The sequence below is a fragment of the Streptomyces sp. NPDC090445 genome (assembly GCF_044769385.1).
Taxonomy (GTDB): Bacteria; Actinomycetota; Actinomycetes; order Streptomycetales; family Streptomycetaceae; genus Streptomyces.
Genome location: NZ_JBIVXV010000009.1, coordinates 213,511 through 233,562, shown reverse-complemented (window position 1 = coordinate 233,562; position 20,052 = coordinate 213,511). Strand labels below are relative to the sequence as shown.

Here is a 20,052-nt window from a genome sequence, read left to right as displayed (position 1 = left end):
GAGTGGGCCATCTCCTTCAGTTGTCGGTTCCGGGAAGATCGCGGAGGTTCTGGATGGTCAGAGTGCCGTCGGCCATGCCAGCGGCGGTGATGCGGGCCAGGTCGTCGAGGGCGGCGGACTGTTCCCTCAGCAGCTCGGCCCGGCGTTCGATCTCGGCGAGCACGGCGTCGTACCGCTCTGCCTCTTCGCGCCCCAAGTCGGGGATGCTCAGGTCCTCGATGCCGCGCGAGGCCCGTACGGCTCCGCTGGTGCGGCCGTGGTCGGAGGCAGCAGCCCGCAGCAGCGCCGCCAGCACCCGCGGCCGGACCGGAGGGTCGGCGTCGGCGCGGACGCGCAGGATGCGGGCGGGCGCCATGACGACCGACAGCCCTTCGGCGTCGACGTGGACGCCGAAGCGCGGGCTGGCGGTGACGACGATGTCGCCGGGTTCGGTGAACTGGGTGTGTTCGTACGCCGTGAGGAGGAGGCCCCGGTCGATACGGCGGCTGCCGAAACGTGTGCTGCCGAGGATCTCGTCCGGTCCGATCACCGCGTAGTGGCCTTCTGCCCCCATGTGCTCGGGCGCGATGCGGTGGCCGGGGCGGCGACGGAGTCGGTGGTCTTTGAGGAGGCGACGGACTGTGGTGCGGCGTACCGGTTGGTCATCGGGGCGCAGCACGGCCCGGGTTATCAGGGGCCCCTTCGCGTCCGCTCGGGTCACGGCCTGCTCGTCGAGTTCCGCGATGCGTCGTTCCACATCACCGATACGAGCGGGACGCTCGGCGACCGTACGCGTGTACCGAGTCTCGGAAGAGCGGTGCTGGGGAGTGAACGCGGAGCCCGGCCGGTCGTCTAGCTCCTTCACGGGAACGATGGCCGCATTGCGAGGCTCGTGCCGTCGGTCCCCACGCCAGGCGGTGGCTCGCCAGATGGCAACATCCTCAGCGAGTCTGTCGAGGATCGGCTCGGTGAGCGGCTGCGTGGAGTAGTCGGCAAGGAGGACCCGGCCGGTGCGCTCGGCTTCCGGGGTGCGGTTCAACAGCCAGACCGCGGTGCGGTAGCCGGGACGGTAGGCGAACGCTCCGTCGGGCAGGCTGATCGCCGCCTTGAGGAGGCCCTCACGGAGGAAAGAACGACGCAGTCGATCTGCGTCGCCATGGCGCGGGAGGGGTCGGACGAGCGCGTCGGCAGGGCCTAGGACGATCGCCGTCGAGCCGTCGCCAAGATAGTCGGCGAGGTCCTGTACACGCTCCAGTACCTGGCGCGCGCTGCGGGTCTCCCCCGCCTCGTACGGGAGGGCGCAGACCAGCAGGTCGGGATCACCCCAGACGTCCGTGAGCAGCTCCTCGCCCTCGGTGACATCGAGCGCAAACTCATAGACCCCCCGGACGAGCATCCGACGCCGGACGAGACGGACGAGCGTGGGGTCGGGGTCGGCCGCGAGGTAGGTGTGACCGGAGCCCTCGGGTGCCGCCGTGTGCAGGGCTGCGAGCAGGTCGCCGCTGCGCGCGTACAGGGTGGCGATGACGGACTCCTCGCCGAGGGCGTTCATGCCGGCCAAGGCAACGAGGCCACGGGTCACGACCGGGGTGGGCTCGTCGGCGGCCAGATCATGGGAGCCGAGACGGCGGCGGGCATCCAGGACCCAGTCGAATGCCTCGGCGGGGTTGTACGCCGCCTCGGTCAGTTCGTCGGCCAGAGCAGCCAGGGCGGGCCCCAGGTGCACCGGGTCGGGAACGGCCCGTAGCTCGGACAGGAGGAAGGTGTCTTCCATATCGAGGTCGGCGGCTTGGTGCAGGAGGCTGTCCCAGGCACGCTCCCCGACGGGAGAGTCGTGCTGCTGGCGTAGGCAGATCAGGGAGGTCAGCGCGCCCATCAACACGGGAGCGGACAGGCCGGAGCCCCGCCAGGCGGAAAGCGTGTGCAGGACCGCGTCTGCCCGCAGGTGCCGGGGGTCCGCGTTGCCGCGGCCAGTTCGAATCAGCCAGTCCACGACTTCCAGGGCATCGAAGAGCGGACTGCCTCCTTCGCGGGCTACTGGCGCGGGGAAGTCGGGGTGCCGCCGGCTCCAGGTGGTGGGGACGGGCCGCTTCACCTGCGCAAGGGCGGCGATCTCGCCGTAACCGATACGCCAGGACGGCTCCTCGGGCAGGATGGCGGGAAGGTCGCCCGACGCGGCACCGCTCATCGTTCCCCCTCTTGTAGGCCCCCGTGCCCGCCGCTGGCTGGCTCTAGACGAGCCTCTGTGCTGCGGGTGGCAGAAGCCTACAGGCAGTAGCGAATATTCTGCGACTCGCATTGATAACCCCCCTTATCAAGAAGCATTGATCATCGGGAGGGGCAACCGGTTGAAGATCGCGCGACAGAAGCGGAGAGTCGCATTGGTAGCACTGTCCGCAACTCCCGCCGTCCGGAGCCGCCAGGGCCGGCCGGGGTCCGTGCCGCCGCCGACCTGGTTGAGTGCGGCCGTCTCGGGTGAACCCAGCCGACCGATGGGCCAACGAAGCGTCAATTTCCCTAGCAGTACGCATAGTTGATAACCCGGATTATCAATCAAACGAACGCTGCGCACCTCATTCCTCCCTATCGTTCCGTCCTGTCAGAAGGCGGTACACGGCCCTCCGCACCGCCTCGTCCTCGCCCCGTACCGGGAGGTCCTTCATGACCGAGACGGCACAGCCCCAGCACCCCGAGCACCCCCTCGTCGAAACGGTGGCCGCGCGCCTGGCCGGCGCGGCCCTCCCCGAACCGGTGAAGGAACTCCTGCACACCGTGTTGGACAGCGGCAGCACCACAGCCGCCGCGGACGACTGCCCGTCCGGGCGTGTGTACCTCGACTCCCTCAGCGTGAACGGCTTCCGCGGCATCGGCCCCCGCGCGCACCTGAAGCTCAGCCCCCGCCCCGGTGTGAGTCTCGTCGTGGGACGCAACGGATCCGGCAAGTCCAGCCTCGCCGACGCCGCCGAGGTCGCCTTCACCGGAGCCAAGGCACACCGGCACGGCCAGGGCGCCACCCGCGGCGGCAGCTGGCGCAACCTCCACGACGGCGGTAGCCCCAGGATCGAGGTCAAGCTCGCGATCGAGGGTGATACGAACCGCAGCACGCTCACCCGTAGCTGGTCCAGTGAGGAGTTCGCGGCTTCCGAGGCCACGTTCAAGCGCCCGGGCCACGGCACCGTCAGCCTGAGCGAGGCCGGCTGGGGCGCGGCTCTCGCGGACTACCGGCCGTTCCTCTCGTACGTCGACCTCGACAACATGATCAGCGGCAAGCCGTCGCAGAGGTACGACACGATCGCCACGATCCTCGGCATGGGCCAGCTCAGCACCGCACACAGCCGGCTGAAGGAGCAGGAGAAGATCCTCATCACCGCTGAGAAGGAGGTGAAGGAGGCTCTGCCGGGCCTCAAGGAGGCCCTTTATTCCCTTGAGAACGATGATCGCTCGGTGCAGGCGTTGGTGGCGGTGGACACCTCCGGAACCCCGGACTTCGGCATCATCGACGGGCTCGTGGCCGGCCTCCCCCCTGCCGACGGTGGCGTGCTTGCCGAGCTCCGCATCGAGGCCGAGGTTCAGGCTCCCGATGTTGAGAAGGTTGACGAGGCGGTGCACCGGCTGCGGCTTGCTCTCGCAGACGTGGATGACGTCCGGGGAACCGACGCCGAGAGCGCCCGCCTGCGCGCCGACCTCTTGGAGAAGGCCCTGGCCCACTCGGTCCGACAGCCTGACGACGACATCTGTCCGGCGTGCGGCACCGAGCGGGCCATCGGCCCCGACTGGTACGAGCGCGCCTCCCACCAGGTCACCGAGCTGCGCCGGGAGGCGAAGACGGCAGAGGACGCGCACGACGCCGTCCGGTCGGCCGCTCGGATCCTCCGGAACCTCGCCGACCGGCCCGGCAGGCCCCCCCGGGCTCTCGCCGGCCCGTGGGAGGCATGGGCCTCGTGCCGGGAGATCACCGAACCCGTCGAGCTCGCCGGGCGCGCCGAGGAGGCCGCCAAGACGCTGACGACCGCCTGCGCCATGGTCAAGGACCGCGCGGTCAAGGAGCTGGAGAGGCGGGACGAGCGGTGGCGTCTTCTCGTTACGCGTCTGGCTGCCTGGACGGAGAAGGCGCGCGATGTCGAGCGGAACAAGCCCCGGCTGCGTGACCTGCGCAAGGCGCTGACCTGGCTCAAGTCCCTCTCCGCCGAGCTGCGGGCACGGCGCATGGAACGCTTCACCAATGCCTCGCAGCGGATTTGGGAGAGCCTGCGGCAGGAGAGCAACGTCGACCTCACGGCCGTCAGCCTGGAGGGAGGCGAGAAGGCGACCGTCCGCAAGCTCGTCATGGACGCCTCTGTCGACGGCAAGAGCGCTTCGGCCCTCGACGTCATGAGCCAGGGGGAGCAGCACTCCCTCGCACTCTCCCTGTTCCTGCCGAGGGCCACGACCGCGGACAGCCCGTTCGGATTCCTCGTGATCGACGACCCCGTGCAGTCCATGGACCCCGCCAAGGTGCACGGCCTCGCTCAGGTGCTGAACGAGATGGGCAGGCACCGGCAGGTCGTCGTCTTCACCCACGACACCCGCCTCCAGAAGGCTTTCACCAGCCAGGAACTGCCGGTGTCCGTGTTCCAGGTCGAGCGCGCCCAGGAGTCCAGGGTGAAGGTCACCCAGGTCAACGATCCGGTCGCGCAGGCGGTCGCCGACGCCCGGGCCATTGCCTCGACCCCGGACCTCCCTGCTGCGGCACATTCCCACGTACTGCCCAGCCTGTGCCGTATCGCCCTGGAGCACGCCCTCTTGGAGGCAGCGTGGATCCGGCACCACCGCAGCGGTGGATCCGAACAGGATCTGCAGAACGCGGTCGGCGACGCGGAGAGGTTCCGGAAGGTCGCGGCGCTCGCCCTCTTCGGTGATGTACGGCGCGTCGCCGATGTCGACAGCGAGGTGCGCCGCCGCTACGGAGATCAGGCAGTCCGCCTCGTCCGGCAGTGCCAGAACGGGGCGCACCCGGGAGGCGTGCAGATCTCCGATGCTCACCGCTTCGTCTCCGACGTCGAAGCATTGGCGCAGAAGGTGCGCAAGCCGGAGGTGGGTGTCTGATGCCTGCTTCCACCACCTTCTGCCCTTCCGCTCAGGACCTGCTGCTGACGGCCGACCGTCTGCTCCACGGCGAACTCGTCTGCGCTACGACCGCCGGACGACACCGCGGAACCTCCCTCGCTCTGCGGACCGCGCTGGAGATCTGCGTCGACCGGGTGCTGGAAGAAGCCGTGCCCGGCCTCTCCAGGACCACTGGCCGCGCCAAACTCCTCTGCCTGCACCGCTTCACGGCGGTGGACACGGCTCGACGCGTCAAGGCCGTCTGGTCCCAGCTGAGCCTGGGATGCCACTACCACCAGTACGAGATGGGACCCACGTACGACCAGGTGCGGGCCTGGCGGACGGAGGTCGGTGCCCTTGTCGAGGAACTGGCGTTCTGACTGTTCGCCGCCAGGTGATCTTTGATAGTTGTTTCAGCGGGGTACGGGCACAGGCCCGTGGCGGTGTCCTTTCGGCGCCGCAGGGAGGACGCACATGAGCACCACCACTCGGAACGAGATCCTCGCCGTCGAGCAGAAGGCGGTGGACCACGCGTACGACTGCTACACCGCGCGACTGGCCGAGATGAGCGGAACATCGGCCGCCACGGCGTCGGCGAGCGGCAAGGACGGCATCGCCAACCGGGCTGAAGCGGAGGCGCGCGCCGCCGCATACGGAGGTCTTGGAGACGAGGCCCTCGTCTTCGCCCGCGTCGACGCGCCGGAGGAACCCGATGCGGCCCCGCGCCCCTGGTACATCGGGCGTCGTGGCGTGCGGGACGCCTCGAACGAGCCGGTGGTCCTGCTGTGGACCAGCCCGTTGGCGAAGAAGTGGACAGAGGCCCGGCCCGAGAACCCGGGCGAGCTGGTCCTGCGGCGCCAGTTGCGCTGCATACAGCGCATTGTCGAAGGCTACTTCGACGAGATCGCCCAGCCGGTGCCCGAGCCCGCTCCAACGGTCGTCCCGGCGCCTCGGCAGACCACCGCCGATGACAGCCGGACGGAGAACCGGGACGAATCGCCCACCCCTGGCCACATCGTCCGACGCCAGCGCAGGAAGCCGATCCAGCCGGACGACTTCCTGCTGCGCGAGCTCCAGCGCTCACGCAGCGGCCGTATGCGGGACATCGTCGAGACCATCCGCCGTGACCAGATGGACCTTGTCACTGGATCCCCGTCGGACATCCTCGTCGTGCAGGGTGGCCCCGGCACCGGTAAGTCCGCGGTCGGCCTTCACCGCGTGACCTGGCTAGTCAACAACGGGCACTTCAAAGCCCAGGACATCCTCGTTATCGGCCCCCACCAGCGGTTCCTCGACTACGTCGGTCAGGTCCTCCCCACCCTCGGCACCCGGGACGTCAATGCTGTCCAGCTGAACCGCCTGTGGGAAGGCGAGATTCTCGGGACCGATTCCCCGCAGGCCCGACTCGTGAAGTCGGATGAACGCATGGCGGCCGTCCTGCAGCGTCGTGTCGAGAACGAGTATCGCCCCGAAGCCCTCGACGACCTCACTGTCGCCTCCGCCTTCGAAGGCGACGAGCCCGCGATCGTCGTCACTGCGGGGAGCACGACCCTGCGCGTACCGCGGTCCGAGATCCTCGCCCTGCTCGACCAGGCCCACGGCGGCGACGGACCCTACCGTGAACGCCGTGACCGTTTCCGCGGCCTGCTCGTCGACCGTCTCCTTCAGGAGCTCGCCGACATCGCACCCCGGCGCGGGCAGGCCGGCACGATCCGCCGCGACCTGGAACGCAACCGCCGGGTCGAGCGCATCATCGAACGCGTTTGGCCGTCACCGGGACCCCGGGAGGCCCTGCGCAGCCTCTACGACTCACCCGACCTTCTTCGGGTCTGCGCCGACGGCATCCTCAACGAGGACGAGCAGGCCGCTCTACTGCGGGCCCGTGCCGCCAGCGCTGACGCGGACCTGTGGAGCCTCGACGACCATGTCTGCCTCGAAGAGCTCCAAGTACTCATCAGCGGGGACACTCCGAGGCGCTACGGGCATATCGTCGCCGACGAGGCTCAGGACCTCACACCCATGCAGGCCCGCGCCCTGCGGCGCCGCTGCGCCGTCAACGGCTCCATGACCGTCCTGGGCGACCTGGCACAGGCGACAGGTCCCCACATTCCGACAGACTGGGACCGCACCGGCGCGCTCCTGTCCGACCACGGTGACTGGCGCGTGGCTGAACTCAACACGAGCTACCGCGTCCCTGCCGAGATCATGAAGTTCGTCGCCCCGCTCGCGCAGGCGGTCGCACCGACCCTGCCCTACCCACGGGCAGTGCGGGAGGCAGGCGAAGAAGCCGTACGGGTGATGGCGACCGAACCGTGGAAGCTCCTCGACGACACGGTCACCCAGGTGACACGCCTTGTCGGTACCAGCGACGGAACCACCCTCCGTTCCGTTGCCGTCATCGTCCCCGACGACTCGGACTGGCTGGACGCGATCAGCCGCAGGATCGACGAGGTCGGTGGTATCGGGTCTCAACACCGCGAGGCCGTGTCCGTCCTGGACGCCACCCAGGCCAAGGGCATGGAGTATGACCACGTCCTGGTCATTGAGCCTGCCACCATTGCCGACCGAGGCCCTGCCGGCTTGCGGCAACTGTACGTGGCCCTGACCCGCAGCACCCAGAGCCTGACCGTCCTGCACACAGCGCCCCTTCCGGAAGCACTCATCGGCTGCGGGGGCAACGGAGGAGGAGCGGCGGCAGCCGATGCTCAGCCGAAAGACGAAGCCGGACAGCTTCCCCGGATCGGCGCTGATGTCAGGGTCGAGATCGTGGATCGTGCACCTGGCGGCCGCTACAAGGTCAAGCCGTTGTCTCCCGTGATAGACCGACCGCTCGTTCTCACCGTTCGCCATGGATCGGCCCCTCCGCGCCGGGGCGAGAAGCTGGACTGCTGGGTGTTCGCCAACGAGACGACCCAGACGGTGCTTACCGCCGACCAGCGTGGCCGGTCGCCCGTCTCGGAGCGGATGGCGGGACGCTATATCGCGGCGCTGAACGTGCTTGGAGAACTGGCCGAGAGCGACGGGGACGTTCCCGACGCCCGCAGCCGTCTCTCCGAGCTCCAAGGCATGGCCAACCGCATCCTCCGACGGGACCAGGCCGACTGGGTCGATGTGCTCCATCTGTTCGGCGACCCCGGCAGGGAGAGGCTGGGTGTCCTGCGTGACCTCGCCGCGACGACCAACCGCGCGCTCAAGGACGGCACTTTCGACACGGGTCGGCTCGCGGAGGAGCTGGCGGATTCCGGGTGGGCGAGGCCCCTCGCCGAAGCGCGACGAGAGCTCCGGTCCCGCTTCGCAACCACGACGGAGCAGAACCCCGACGACGCGGCCCCCGTCGTTCCTCAGCAACCCGAGCAGAAGGAAGAAACACAGATGACCACCTCCGCCACATCGGCCCCGACCACGAAGGGAGACTTCCTTCGCGTGCTGGAGGCGGCCGCCGGGGCCGACCGCGCGTGCAAGAAGCATGAGGCGGTCCGCCACGCGCTGAAGGCGTCACTCCTCTGGGCGGACCTTCAGCCGGCCGATTCACCGGTCGTTGACGTCAGCTGCGTCACCGAGCGCGGGCTCTTCCTCTACGAGGCCCTGGGCGCCGGATGCTCCACCTATGCGGACCTCCGCTCGGGTGCGACCCGGCTGCTCGAGATCAACCACACGCTGCCCACGCCAGCCGATGACCTCTTCCTTGTTCTTGCCGAGCCGCCCGCCGAGGAGTGGACCGTGGACACGATTCGCGATGTCTTCCGTGTCAACGTCATCTGGCGCAGCCCGGCTGGCTGGGGCGGTGAGAACACAGACGTCGCGTTTGGTTCCCCTGGGGCGTAGCCCTGCCAAGTGGAATGGATCGATCCGCGAGGGAAGTAGCGAGCGCCCGGCATCGCTACCGAGAACGCGGGGCAACGTCAGCGATCCGGAGCCGCCCTTCGGGGCGGTCGCGCCTCGTTCAACAGAAAGAGATGGGGCTGTCAGGAATCCATCCATCGACATAACCGGTGATCAGGGAAACAATGCCGTCAGGGGAGACCTCCCGTCTCCGGCTTCGTAGGCCAGCGGTTCCCCATCGAATGTGGGTAACCGATCTCCGCTCCCTCGACATCGCTGATGCGGAGGTGAAGGCGCGTGCGTCCGTCACACGGCCGAACTCCCAGTTGTCGCCAGTGCGCGACTGCCGGAGTCCGTAGACGGAGCCAAAACGCGGATTCGTGACTTCGAACTGCTCGTCCAGGAATTGGGTGGCCGACCCCCTGAAGTGTGCATCCCTCGTCATGCGGACCTGCGGGACGGTCCAGCCGCCGCAGCATCCACCGCACAACAGGAGCCGGCGCTGGTCGTGCAGCAGGAGGAGATACGCCCGGCGGTCGAAGCGGGGCCATGGCCCCCAAGGAGTAGCGGGATGTGGCACGCCTCTTGCTACTTGAGGAGCAAGACATGAGGTCCGGACGTGCGAGCTGGCATGCCGAGCGAGGAGGACCTAAGCGGCTCCGAGCGGTAGCTCGTGCGGGTGCGGGTCGCTGGCGTGACCTGCGGGAAGCTGGAATTTCGTTAGCAAGAACACCTTGGCGCGTTCGGTGGCCTTCCAGCGCATTCGCCCTGATCTGAGGTGACCCAATTTCCTGTAGATCCCAGTGCCTGGCGGGGGAGATCGGTGCCGGTCGTACACGCCGGACATGTCGACGACCAGGTCGGTACCGGCCGTCGGGCCCGCTGCCCGCTGCGCGCCGCCGTGTCGGCGGAAAGGGGCGGGATCTGGTTTGAGGGGCGGGTGGGTGGTTCATGGGTTCGGTAGGGGGCGGGGCGTGTTTGCGCCTCGCCGCGACGAATGTGAGCCGGACCATGGAGTTCCTGCGCCCCGCCACCTGGGAAGAGGCCCTCGCCGCCAAGGCCGAGTATCCCGAGGCCCTGCCGATCGCCGGCGGGACCGATGTGATGGTCGAGATCAACTTCGACCACCGTCGGCCCGAGTACCTCATGGACCTCACCCGTATCGGGCTGCTCTACGCGTGGGAGGTCGGGGAGGACACCACCGTCCTCGGCGCCGCCGTCCCGTACACCGACATCGTCGAGCGGCTGCGCGGCCCGCTGCCCGGTCTCGCCCTCGCCTCGCACACCGTCGCCTCCCCGCAGATCCGCAACCGCGGCAGCGTCGGCGGCAACCTCGGCACCGCCTCCCCGGCCGGGGACGCCCACCCGGCGCTGCTCGCCGCCGGCGCCGAGGTCGAGGCGGAGTCCGTACGGGGAAGCAGGATGATCCCGATCGACGCGTTCTACACCGGGGTCAAGCGCAATGCCCTCGCCCCCGACGAGCTGATCAAGACGATCCGGATCGCGAACGCCACCGGGCCCCAGCAGTTCTCCAAGGTCGGCACGCGCAACGCCATGGTCATCGCCGTGTGTGCCTTCGGGACGGCCCTGCACCCGCGGAGCCGGACCGTCCGGACCGGCATCGGGTCTGCCGCACCCACCCCGGTACGGGCCAAGGCCGCCGAGGAGTTCCTGTGCGCGGCATTGGAGGAGGGCGGGTTCTGGGAGTCCGGGCAGGCGCTCACGCCCTCCGTCGTCCGGGAGTTCGGCGTGCTCGCCGCCGCGTCCTGCAACCCGATCGACGACGTCCGCGGCACCGCCGGGTACCGGCGCCACGCCGTCGGCGTCCTGGCCCGCCGACAGCTGCTGTGGACGTGGGAGGAGTACCGGGGCGATCGCGGGCGGTGGCTCACGGGCGGGTGATGCGCACCTGGAAGCTGCCGTTGCGCAGCTCGCCCACGACCGAGACGCTGATGCCCGCCTTGTCGTCGGTGAAGGTCTCGCCCGACTGGAACGGCGCGTCCGACAGCTCCCCGTGCACGTTGGGCCGGCGGGTGCAGCCGCCGCTGCCGGCCGCGCTGTCGAGGACCGTGACCGGGCCCTGCCCGGTGTCGACGAGCGAGTCCACCTTGTAGATGAGCACGCCCGGTTCGCAGACGGCCTCGTCGTTCCCGGCCCGGGTCCGCACCTCCACCGCGTACCCGGAGTTGTCCGACAGCGGGACGAAGGCCAGCTTGGTGCCGCCCTCGGCCGCCAGCGGCGACAGGATGTGGTCGCTGACACCGGACTTCGAGGCGCAGCTGATCTGCGTGCCGTCGAGCCAGCCCAGCTTCCACTTGTGCCAGCCCAGCAGGTCGTTGTTGGCGCCCCAGTCCTCGCTCATGATGTCCCAGTGCCCGACCGCGCCCCCGCCGTCGGCGGTGTACAGGTCGGGCAGGCCGAAGATGTGCCCGTTCTCGTGCGGCAGCACCCGGAAGCCGGTCTCCCGGTAGGAGCCGGAGCCGTCGTCCTGCCGGCTGTAGACGAACGACGTGTTCGCGAGCGGCACCCCGTCCGCCACCGGGGCCTCGGCGTTGCCGGAGAAGGTCACCGACAGCACGGTGTCCAGGGCCGAGGGCCCGGCGTTCGGCGTGACCAGGATGTTGACCAGGTCGTACGCGCGGAAGTCCACGTCCGGGTCGGCGGCCTGCACGATGTGCTCGACGAGCTGCCGGTAGCCCGGCTCGTACGGGGACCCGCGCTCGATCCCGTACGCGGCGAACGGCATCGGCATCCGCAGCCACGTCTTGATCGGGGCCTCGGCCCGGTAGCTGAGCCGGCCGTAGGAGCTGGTGCGGAACCACTCCGCGGTCTGCGGGAAGAACTCCGCCAGCCGGTCCAGGGCCGTTCCCTCGCCCTTGGCGTCGGGGAAGTCGACCATCAGGTTCAGCGCCCTTATCTCGCCGGTCGACCGGGAGTACCCGGGCGGTGTCGGCAGGCCCTCGGACATCTGCACACCCGTCGCGCCGGTGATCCGGCAGGGAGCGAGCGCCGACTCGGCCGCAGTGGCGGCGGGCCCCGCCGCGGACTGGCCGCGGCCCGCCATCCCCGTGCTGGCGGTGGCGGCGACACCGAGGGCCAGCGCGGTGAGGCCGATGTAGGCGCCGGCGCGGTGTGGTCTGCGTATCCGGTGGCGGGTCTGCGGCATGGAGATCGCCTTCGGGTCCGCGGCAGCCGGCCGGACCCGGGCTGCGCTCCGTGCGATCACCCTCCGTCGGCCGCGGCGCGCCCGCGCGCCGGGTGCGCCGAACGGGAACGGCGGCGTGTCTCAGGTCACACGGGGGAGTGAAATAAGCGGGGACGCGATCCCCGTTTGCACCGGTGTCCCCGGAACCGGGGAAGGGCTCCCCGTTTCGGATGCGGGGCCGGCCCGTACGAAGTTCAGGCAGTTCGAGAAGTTCGAGAAGTTCAAGCAGCTCAAGCAGTTCGACTGGTTCGAGCGGTTCGAGCGGTTCGAGTCGAGGAGGCCGCGGATGGCGCGCACCGGCACCAGTACCAGTACCAGTTCCAGCACCGGCACCGCCGGTGCGGCAGCTCCGCGTCCGCGTGCCGATGCCGTGCGCAACCGGGAGCGGATCCTCGTGGCGGCGCGCGAGGTGTTCGTCGAGCACGGCTCCGGCGCGCCGTTCGACGAGGTCGCCCGCCGGGCCGGCGTCGGCAACGCCACCCTGTACCGCCACTTCCCCGACCGCGCCGCCCTCGTCCACCATGTCGTGCTGTTCGTGATGGACCGGGTCACGGCCGAGGCGCGGCGGTCGCTCACCGAGGAGCCCGACGCGTTCGCCGGGCTGTGCCGCTTCACGCACACCGCCGCGGACGAGCGGATCGGCGCCCTGTGCGCCATGCTCAGCGGCGACTTCGACCGCGAGCACCCCGAACTCCTCTCCGCCCGCGACCAGTTGGCGGAGGCGGTCGAGGGGCTGCTGGCCGCCGGCCAGGACGCGGGCCTGATCCGGGCCGATGTCGGCGTCGGCGACCTGATGGTCGCCCTGTCCCAGCTCAGCCGCCCCCTCCCGGGCGTCACCTGCATCGACGTGGACACGTTCGTCCACCGCCATCTCCAGCTCCTCCTCGACGGGTTGCGGGCCCCGGCCCGCTCCGCGCTGCCCGGTGAGGCGGCCACCCTCGACGACCTCAGGCAGAAAACCGTGTGACGTTCCGGGCCGGGCCCGTTGGCGTCGTAAATCGCCCCTAACTGACTTCATTCACCCCAAAGCGCTCTCAATCGCCGCCAATTGCGGCATATTCGTCATTTCGCACGCCGAACACACCGAAGTGGGTACCCCCATGCCGAAAACGGCCGCAGCAAGCGCGCCGGCCCCGTCGTCGCCCCCGGCGCCGACCGCCGATTCCAACCGCTGGAAAGCGCTCGTCTTCATCGCCCTGGCGCAGCTGATGGTCGTCCTCGACGCGACGATCGTGAACATCGCGCTGCCCTCCGCCCAGACCGACCTGGGCATCTCCGACGGCAACCGCCAGTGGGTCATCACCGCCTACGCGCTCGCCTTCGGCGGCCTGCTCCTCTTCGGCGGCCGCATCGCCGACAAGTGGGGCCGCAAGAACGCGTTCGTCGTCGGACTCGTCGGTTTCGCCCTCGCCTCCGCGCTCGGCGGCGCCGCCACCGACGAGGCGATGATGCTCGGCGCCCGTGCGCTCCAGGGCGCCTTCGGCGCGCTGCTCGCCCCGGCCGCCCTGTCCCTGCTGGCCGTCATGTTCACCGACGCCACCGAGCGCGCCAAGGCCTTCGGCATCTACGGTGCGATCGCGGGCGGCGGCGGCGCCGTCGGCCTGATCCTCGGCGGCTTCCTCACCGAGTACCTCAACTGGCGCTGGACGTTCTACGTCAACATCCCGTTCGCCGTCGTCGCGGCCGCGGGCGCCTGGATGGTCATCCGCGAGCCCGCCGGGGGACGCAACCGCGCGCCGCTCGACATCCCCGGCGTCATCCTGTCCACGCTCGGCCTCGTCGCGCTGGTGTACGGGTTCACGCGCGCCGAGTCGGCCGGCTGGTCGTCCGAGCCGACCGTGCTCATGTTCATCGCCTCGGCGGCCCTGCTGGCGGCGTTCGTCTTCACCGAGTCCCGGGTGAAGTCCCCGCTGCTGCCGCTGCGCGTCCTGCTGGAGCGCAACCGCGGCGGTGTCTACCTCTCCCTCGGCCTGGCCGTCATCGCGATGTTCGGCCTGTTCCTCTTCCTGACCTACTACCTGCAGGTCGTGAAGGGCTTCTCGCCGGTCAAGACCGGCTTCGCCTTCCTGCCGATGATCGCGGGCATGATCACGGGCTCCACGCAGATCGGCGCCCGCCTGATGACCCGGGTCGCGCCGCGGCTGCTGATGGGGCCGGGCTTCCTGGTCGCCGCCGCCGGCATGCTGATGCTGACCCGGCTGGAGGTCGGCTCCTCGTACCCGGCGCTGATCCTGCCGGCGCAGCTGCTGCTGGGCCTCGGCATGGGCACGGCGTTCATGCCGGCGATGTCCCTGGCCACGCACGGGGTGGCCGCGGCCGACGCCGGTGTCGCCTCCGCCATGGTCAACACCTCGCAGCAGGTCGGCGGCGCGATCGGCACCGCCCTGCTGAACACCATCGCCGCCTCGGCGACCACCGCGTACCTGACCGACCACGCGGCCGAGGCCTCGGCGGGCGGCGCCGCGGCGAAGCTGGTGCAGGCCCAGGCGATGGTGGAGGGCTACTCCAGCGCCATCTGGTGGGCGGTCGGCATCCTCCTCGCCAGTGCGGCCGTCGCCCTGACCCTCGTCAACACGGGCCGTCCCGGCACCGGCGGCCCGGTCGCGTCCGGGTCCGGGGCCGGCGCCGGCTCCGAGGCCGGTGCAGAGGCCGTGGCGAAGGTCCCGGTGATCGCTTCCTAATGCTGTTGTCAAGCGGCTGCCATGGCTGGCGGTGTCACTTCGTAGCACCGTCGGTCACGGATCAGGGCCCACTGACGGGCCGCGGGGTACCCCGGGAATGACGATCGACCCCGCGTCGTTCAAATTTGAACGACGCGGGGTCCGTCCTGTCCCAGGCTCCGCGAGGACGAACGAGGAGCGCCGCCGTGACCCCCGCCGTGACCCCCGCCCCCACCCCGCACCCGGTCGCCGCAGCCGCAGCCGCAGCCGCAGCCGCAGCCGCAGCCGCAGCCGCAGCCGCAGCCGCGGACACGGCCTCAGCCGCAGACATGGCCTCCCCGACCCCGGCGCCGGCCCGCATGCCCGCGCTCTACCTGAGCCACGGCGCGCCCCCGCTCGCCGACGACCCGGTCTGGCCCGGCGAACTCGCCGCCTGGTCCGCCGCCCTGCCCCGCCCCCGGGCGGTCCTCATGGTCTCCGCGCACTGGGAGGAGGCCCCGCTCGCCCTCGGCGCCACCGGCCGCGCACCGCTCGTGTACGACTTCTGGGGCTTCCCCGAGCACTACTACCGGGTCCGCTACGACGCCCCGGGCGCCCCCGACCTCGCCGCCGCCGTACGGGCACTGCTCCGGGCCCCCGGCACCCCCGTCCAGGACATCCCGGACCGCGGCCTCGACCACGGGGCGTACGTCCCGCTCGTGGAGATGTACCCCGGCGCCGACGTCCCGGTGCTCCAGATCTCCCTGCCCACGCTCGACCCGCGGCGCCTGATGGACATCGGCCGCAAGCTGGCGCCCCTGCGCGACGAGGGCGTCCTGATCGTCGGCAGCGGCTTCTTCACCCACAACCTGGCCGCCCTGCGCCACACCGGGCCCGGGGTTCCGGCCTGGTCGGCGGAGTTCGACGCCTGGGGCCGCGAGGCGCTGGACGCCTCCGACGTCGACGCCCTGCTGGACTTCGAGGCCAAGGCCCCGGCGGGCCGGCTCGCGCACCCGCGCACGGAACACTTCGCCCCGCTCTTCGTCACCCTCGGCGCGGCTGACGCAGCCGGCGACCTGGGCCGCCGGACGGATGCGGTGGACGGCTTCTGGATGGGGCTGTCGAAGCGCTCGGTCCAGTTCGGGTAAGGCCGTCCGGGGGCCGGTCCGGGCAACCGGATGCCGCCGGGAGTCGTCTTCCGGGGCAGGAGTGCTTCCGCCGTCCGTGTGATGGCGGTCACGCGGGTGTTGCGCCGGGCCTGGTCCGTGCGCGGCAGGCGGGGGCTTTTCGATCCCCCGCACCCAGTCTGACCTGCGACTCCTCGCGTCCGGCGGAGCCGGCGCCGCCGCCCTCCCGGGGTGCGGCGGGGCAGGATACTGCAAGATCGCGAAAAAGAGAGACGGCGTGGGAATTCTGTCCCGATTCCAGCCGTTGTCTCCCTAGGAAGCGGGCACTCGGGAGAGTGTCCAGGGACGCAGAGCCGCGTTCCAGCAGCCGCACCGCGACCTCACACATTGCAAGGGAGCACGCATGGCAACCCGCGCCGTCGCCCGCCACCAGTCCGAGGGCAGCGCCCGCGCTGCCGGCGGGGAGATCGCCGACCGCGACCTGGTCGGCATGTACCTGGACGAGATCGCGCGCACCCCGCTGCTCGATGCGGCCAAGGAAGTGGAACTGTCCCAGATCATCGAGGCGGGCATCTACGCCCGCCAGATTCTCGACGGCGAGGTGGAGCGCGAAGGGGGCGCTGCCGGCCGCGAGGAGCTGGAGGTCCTGGCCGCGCAGGGGGAGCGGGCCAAGGAGACGTTCATCCGCTCCAACCTGCGTCTCGTCGTGGCCGTTGCCCGCCGCTACCCGCGCAGCGGCCTGCCCCTGCTCGACCTGATCCAGGAGGGCAACGCGGGCTTGGTCCGCGCGGTCGAGAAGTTCGACTACACCAAGGGCTTCAAGTTCTCGACGTACGCGACGTGGTGGATCCGCCAGGCCATCACCCGGTCCATCGCCGACCAGTCCCGCACCATCCGCCTCCCCGTCCACCTCGTCGAGGAGCTCGGCCGGATCCGCCGCGTCCAGCGGGAGTTCAACCGGGAGAACGGCCGGGAGCCCGAACACGCGGAGATAGCCGCCGAGCTGGACTCGACCGAGCAGCGCGTGAGCGATGTCCTGGACTGGGCCCGGGACCCGGTCAGCCTGAACATGTCCGTGGACGACGAGGGCGAGACGCAGTTCGGCGACCTCCTGGAGGACACCTCGGCGATCTCCCCGGAGCAGTCCGTCCTCTCCCTGCTGCGCAGGGAAGAGCTGGAGGACCTGCTGGGCAAGCTCGACCAGCGCACGGCGTCGATCATCAAGATGCGGTACGGCATCGACGACGGCCGGGAGCGGACCCTGACGGAGGTCGGCAAGCAGCACGGCCTGACCCGCGAGCGGATCCGCCAGATCGAGAAGCACGCGCTGCTGGAGCTGAAGCGCATGGCGCACGACACGGGCTTCGACGCAGTGGCCTGAGCGGCCCGCCGCCCCCGATGCCAGCCCCCGGCGCCACCCCCTCCAGGCGCCGGGGCTTCCCTCTGCCCGCAGCCGCCCGGCGGCCCCGCCGACCGCAGCCCGTGTCCGGCGCCGTCACCGTCCGGCCGCCCCTGCCCGGCGGTCGGGGCTACCCCGCCGCCGCTGCCCCGGCCTTGACGCCGGTTCCCACCCCCGCCGTCAGCCGTTCGGCCAGCGACCGGGCCGCCTCCGTCAGGAGCTCCGGCGTGTGCACGGTGAACGGCAGCCCCGTCAGCGCCAGCCGGGCCGCGAGCCACTCCGGGGACTCCCCGGTCTCGAACCGCACCAGGCAGCCCGCTCCCGCCCCCGCCCCCGCGCCCGCCTCCGCGCCCCCGGCCGCCGGTACGGCGTGCCCCTGCAGCCAGCGGGGCAGCTGCTCCGCCCCGGCGCCGAAGCCGACCTCCACCGCGTACGTCTGCCGGCCGTGCATCCCCCTGCGGACGAACTCCACGGCGTCCATCGGCATCTCGCGCGGGGCGAACCGGGCGCCGGTCGTGAAGGGCTCCGCCACCCGGTCCACGCGGAACGTCCGCCAGTCCTCCCGGTCCATGTCGTAGGCCACCAGGTACCACCGGCTGCCGGTGCTCACCAGCCGGTACGGCTCCACCAGCCGCCGCGTGCCGGCCCCGTCCCGCGCCCGGTACGCGAACCGCATCCGCTCCCGCCCGGCCACCGCCGAGGCCATCGTCGTCAGTGTGTGCGGGTCCACGGTGGCCCCGTCGCCGCGGGTCAGCGCGATCGTGGCCGACTGCAGGGCGCCCACCCGGTGCCGCAGCCGCCCCGGCAGGACCTGCTCCAGCTTGGCCAGCGCCCGTACGGAGGCCTCCTCGACCCCCTCGACGGCATGCCCGGCCCCCGCCCGCAGCCCCACCGCGATCGCGACGGCCTCCTCGTCGTCCAGCAGCAGCGGCGGCATGGCCGCGCCCGCCACCAGCCGGTACCCGCCCTCCGGGCCCAGCGTGGCCTCCACCGGGTACCCCAGTTCCCGCAGCCGGTCGATGTCGCGGCGGATCGTGCGCGTACTGACCCGCAGCCGGTCCGCCAGTTCGCTGCCGGGCCATTCGCGCGGGGTCTGCAGCAGGGAGAGCAGGGTGAGGAGCCGTGCCGGTGTGTCCGTCATGCGATCCAGGCTGCCAGCAAAATAGGACACCATCTGACCTAGACACGGTCTAGGTTTCTCTCCATGAGCAGCGAGACGACGATGACATCGCCCGGAGGAAAGACCGGGCCCCTACCCGAAGAGCGGAGCTCCGCCCCCGCCGAACCCGGCGCCCCGGAGGCCCCGGAGGCCGACCGGCGCCGCTGGCTGGCGCTCGCCATCGTGATGACCGCGGCCTTCATGGACCTGGTCGACGTCACGATCGTCAACATCGCGATACCCAGCATGCGCGGTGACTTCGGCGCCTCCACCAGCGCCATCCAGTGGATCACCGCGGGCTACGCGCTCGCGTTCGCGGCCGGCCTGATCACCGGCGGCCGTCTCGGCGACATCTACGGCCGCAAGAGGCTCTTCCTCATCGGCATCGCCGGCTTCACCGCCGCCTCGCTGCTCTGCGGCATCGCCCCCGACCCCGACGTGCTCGTCGCCGCCCGCATCCTCCAGGGCGCCATGGCGGCCATGATGGTCCCGCAGGTGCTGGCGATCATCCACGTCAGCTTCCCGCCGCACGAGCGCGGCAAGGTCTTCGGCATGTTCGGCGCGATCGTCGGCCTCGGTGCCGTCTCGGGCCCGCTGCTGGGCGCCCTGCTGACCCAGTGGAACCTCTTCGGCCTCGAATGGCGCCCGATCTTCCTGATCAACCTGCCCGTCGGCATCGCCGGCGTGCTGCTCGGCCGCGCCTTCATCACCGAGTCCAAAGCCCCCAAGGCCCTGCGCCTCGACCTGGTCGGCGTGGTCCTCGCGACCCTCGGCCTGGTCATGCTGATCTTCCCGCTGACCCACGGCCGGGACAACGACTGGCCGCTGTGGGGCTTCGTCTCCATGGCCCTCGTGCCCTTCGTCTTCGCCGCGTTCATCGCGTACGAGAAGTACAAGATCCGCAAGGACGGCTCCCCGCTGGTCGAGCTCTCCCTCTTCAAGATCAAGAGCTTTGCGGGCGGCATCGCCGTCCAGCTGACCTTCGGCCTCGCGACCGGCATCTTCTTCCTGGTCTGGACGCTGTACATGCAGATGGGCCTCGGCTGGAGCGCCCTGCGGGCCGGCCTCACCGGCGTCCCGTTCTCCATCGCGGTCTCCGTCGCCGCCGGCATGTCGGTGCAGAAGCTCGTCCCGCGCTTCGGCCGCAAGGTGCTCCAGGCGGGCGCGCTGACCATGGCCGCGGGCATCCTGCTCTACATCTGGGAGGCGAAGCACTTCGGCATGGAGATCGCCTCCTGGCAGATGGCCGCCCCCCTGGTCGTCATGGGCCTCGGCATGGGCCTGATCGTGGCCCCGCTCACCGACACCGTGCTGTCCCAGGTGCCGCGCGAGCACGCCGGCTCCGCCTCCGGCCTGATCAACACCACCGGCCAGATGGGCAACGCCCTGGGCCTCGGCCTGACCTCGGTGGTCTTCTTCGGGCAGATGGACGACGACTCGATCTTCGGCCCGCCGTACGTGGAGGCCTTCCACGGGGCGCTGTGGTGGATCGCGGCCGTCCTGGTGGTGATCTTCGCGGTGATGTTCATGCTGCCGCGCAAGTCGGTGCCGCCGGAGCAGCGCGAGGGCGCCGTCGAGCAGGCCCCGGAGCAGGCCCCGGCCGCGTAGCCGGGCCGCGGCCCCCTGCATGCGGGCAT

The 20,052-nt window shown here is 70.6% G+C and carries 12 protein-coding genes; 9 read left to right on the top strand and 3 right to left on the bottom strand.

The genetic code is table 11. The features are described from left to right. Nucleotides 1-16 precede the first annotated feature (16 nt). Nucleotides 17-2,167 (bottom strand): hypothetical protein, encoded by a 2,151-nt coding sequence (locus ACIQUT_RS20735; RefSeq protein WP_403564423.1) that lies wholly within the window; start codon nt 2,165-2,167, stop codon nt 17-19. Nucleotides 2,168-2,640: 473 nt separating this feature from the next. Here ACIQUT_RS20735 and ACIQUT_RS20730 point away from each other — a divergent pair, with 473 nt between their 5' ends. The 4 genes from ACIQUT_RS20730 to ACIQUT_RS20715 all read left to right on the top strand — a co-directional run bounded on the left by ACIQUT_RS20730 (nt 2,641) and on the right by ACIQUT_RS20715 (nt 10,788). Beyond that, nucleotides 2,641-5,064, top strand: coding sequence for an AAA family ATPase (locus ACIQUT_RS20730; protein WP_403564421.1), 2,424 nt, complete (start codon nt 2,641-2,643; stop codon nt 5,062-5,064). After that, a complete protein-coding gene (locus ACIQUT_RS20725) occupies nt 5,064-5,444 on the top strand; it encodes a hypothetical protein (protein WP_403564419.1) in 381 nt (126 codons plus the stop codon). The genes ACIQUT_RS20730 and ACIQUT_RS20725 overlap by 1 nt, the downstream gene beginning before the upstream one ends. Before the next feature lie 94 nt (nt 5,445-5,538). After that, nucleotides 5,539-8,889 (top strand): HelD family protein, encoded by a 3,351-nt coding sequence (locus tag ACIQUT_RS20720; protein WP_403564417.1) that lies wholly within the window; start codon nt 5,539-5,541, stop codon nt 8,887-8,889. A gap of 1,008 nt (nt 8,890-9,897) precedes the next feature. Then, entirely contained in the window at nt 9,898-10,788 is an 891-nt protein-coding gene (locus tag ACIQUT_RS20715; protein ID WP_403564416.1) for an FAD binding domain-containing protein, read from the top strand. On the opposite strand, the gene ACIQUT_RS20710 is transcribed toward ACIQUT_RS20715, so the two are convergent. Further along, on the bottom strand, nt 10,775-12,052 hold the full coding sequence (locus ACIQUT_RS20710; RefSeq protein ID WP_403564414.1) for a M6 family metalloprotease domain-containing protein: 1,278 nt from the start codon (nt 12,050-12,052) through the stop codon (nt 10,775-10,777). The two genes, ACIQUT_RS20715 and ACIQUT_RS20710, sit on opposite strands and share 14 nt — an antisense overlap. 325 nt (nt 12,053-12,377) lie before the next feature. Between ACIQUT_RS20710 and ACIQUT_RS20705 the strand changes: the two genes are divergently transcribed. The 4 genes from ACIQUT_RS20705 (at nt 12,378) to ACIQUT_RS20690 (ending at nt 17,238) form a co-directional block, all read left to right on the top strand. Further along, nucleotides 12,378-13,058, top strand: a complete 681-nt coding sequence (locus ACIQUT_RS20705) for a TetR/AcrR family transcriptional regulator (RefSeq protein ID WP_403564465.1) — start codon at nt 12,378-12,380, stop codon at nt 13,056-13,058. A 133-nt stretch (nt 13,059-13,191) separates the two neighbouring features. Beyond that, a complete protein-coding gene (locus tag ACIQUT_RS20700) occupies nt 13,192-14,772 on the top strand; it encodes an MFS transporter (protein ID WP_403564412.1) in 1,581 nt (526 codons plus the stop codon). A 308-nt stretch (nt 14,773-15,080) separates the two neighbouring features. Next, the gene (locus tag ACIQUT_RS20695; RefSeq protein WP_403564464.1) at nt 15,081-15,878 is read left to right on the top strand and encodes a dioxygenase; all 798 of its coding nucleotides are present in this window, start codon (nt 15,081-15,083) and stop codon (nt 15,876-15,878) included. A gap of 382 nt (nt 15,879-16,260) precedes the next feature. Next, a complete protein-coding gene (locus tag ACIQUT_RS20690; RefSeq protein ID WP_403564410.1) occupies nt 16,261-17,238 on the top strand; it encodes an RNA polymerase sigma factor RpoD/SigA in 978 nt (325 codons plus the stop codon). Nucleotides 17,239-17,386: 148 nt separating this feature from the next. Here ACIQUT_RS20690 and ACIQUT_RS20685 read toward each other — a convergent pair whose 3' ends face one another. Then, entirely contained in the window at nt 17,387-18,397 is a 1,011-nt protein-coding gene (locus tag ACIQUT_RS20685) for a helix-turn-helix transcriptional regulator (protein ID WP_403564408.1), read from the bottom strand. A 63-nt stretch (nt 18,398-18,460) separates the two neighbouring features. Here ACIQUT_RS20685 and ACIQUT_RS20680 point away from each other — a divergent pair, with 63 nt between their 5' ends. Continuing rightward, the gene (locus tag ACIQUT_RS20680; protein ID WP_403564407.1) at nt 18,461-20,023 is read left to right on the top strand and encodes an MFS transporter; all 1,563 of its coding nucleotides are present in this window, start codon (nt 18,461-18,463) and stop codon (nt 20,021-20,023) included. Nucleotides 20,024-20,052: the final 29 nt, after the last annotated feature.

Bases quoted from the DNA above. Each gene is read 5' to 3' on its own strand.
- ACIQUT_RS20730 (WP_403564421.1), top strand. From the start codon at position 2,641: ATGACCGAGACGGCACAGCCCCAGCACCCCGAGCACCCCCTCGTCGAA.
- ACIQUT_RS20710 (WP_403564414.1), bottom strand. From the start codon at position 12,052: ATGCCGCAGACCCGCCACCGGATACGCAGACCACACCGCGCCGGCGCC.
- ACIQUT_RS20720 (WP_403564417.1), top strand. From the start codon at position 5,539: ATGAGCACCACCACTCGGAACGAGATCCTCGCCGTCGAGCAGAAGGCG.
- ACIQUT_RS20715 (WP_403564416.1), top strand. From the start codon at position 9,898: ATGGAGTTCCTGCGCCCCGCCACCTGGGAAGAGGCCCTCGCCGCCAAG.
- ACIQUT_RS20700 (WP_403564412.1), top strand. From the start codon at position 13,192: ATGCCGAAAACGGCCGCAGCAAGCGCGCCGGCCCCGTCGTCGCCCCCG.
- ACIQUT_RS20695 (WP_403564464.1), top strand. From the start codon at position 15,081: ATGGCCTCCCCGACCCCGGCGCCGGCCCGCATGCCCGCGCTCTACCTG.
- ACIQUT_RS20735 (WP_403564423.1), bottom strand. From the start codon at position 2,167: ATGAGCGGTGCCGCGTCGGGCGACCTTCCCGCCATCCTGCCCGAGGAG.
- ACIQUT_RS20705 (WP_403564465.1), top strand. From the start codon at position 12,378: ATGGCGCGCACCGGCACCAGTACCAGTACCAGTTCCAGCACCGGCACC.
- ACIQUT_RS20725 (WP_403564419.1), top strand. From the start codon at position 5,064: ATGCCTGCTTCCACCACCTTCTGCCCTTCCGCTCAGGACCTGCTGCTG.
- ACIQUT_RS20680 (WP_403564407.1), top strand. From the start codon at position 18,461: ATGAGCAGCGAGACGACGATGACATCGCCCGGAGGAAAGACCGGGCCC.
- ACIQUT_RS20685 (WP_403564408.1), bottom strand. From the start codon at position 18,397: ATGACGGACACACCGGCACGGCTCCTCACCCTGCTCTCCCTGCTGCAG.
- ACIQUT_RS20690 (WP_403564410.1), top strand. From the start codon at position 16,261: ATGGCAACCCGCGCCGTCGCCCGCCACCAGTCCGAGGGCAGCGCCCGC.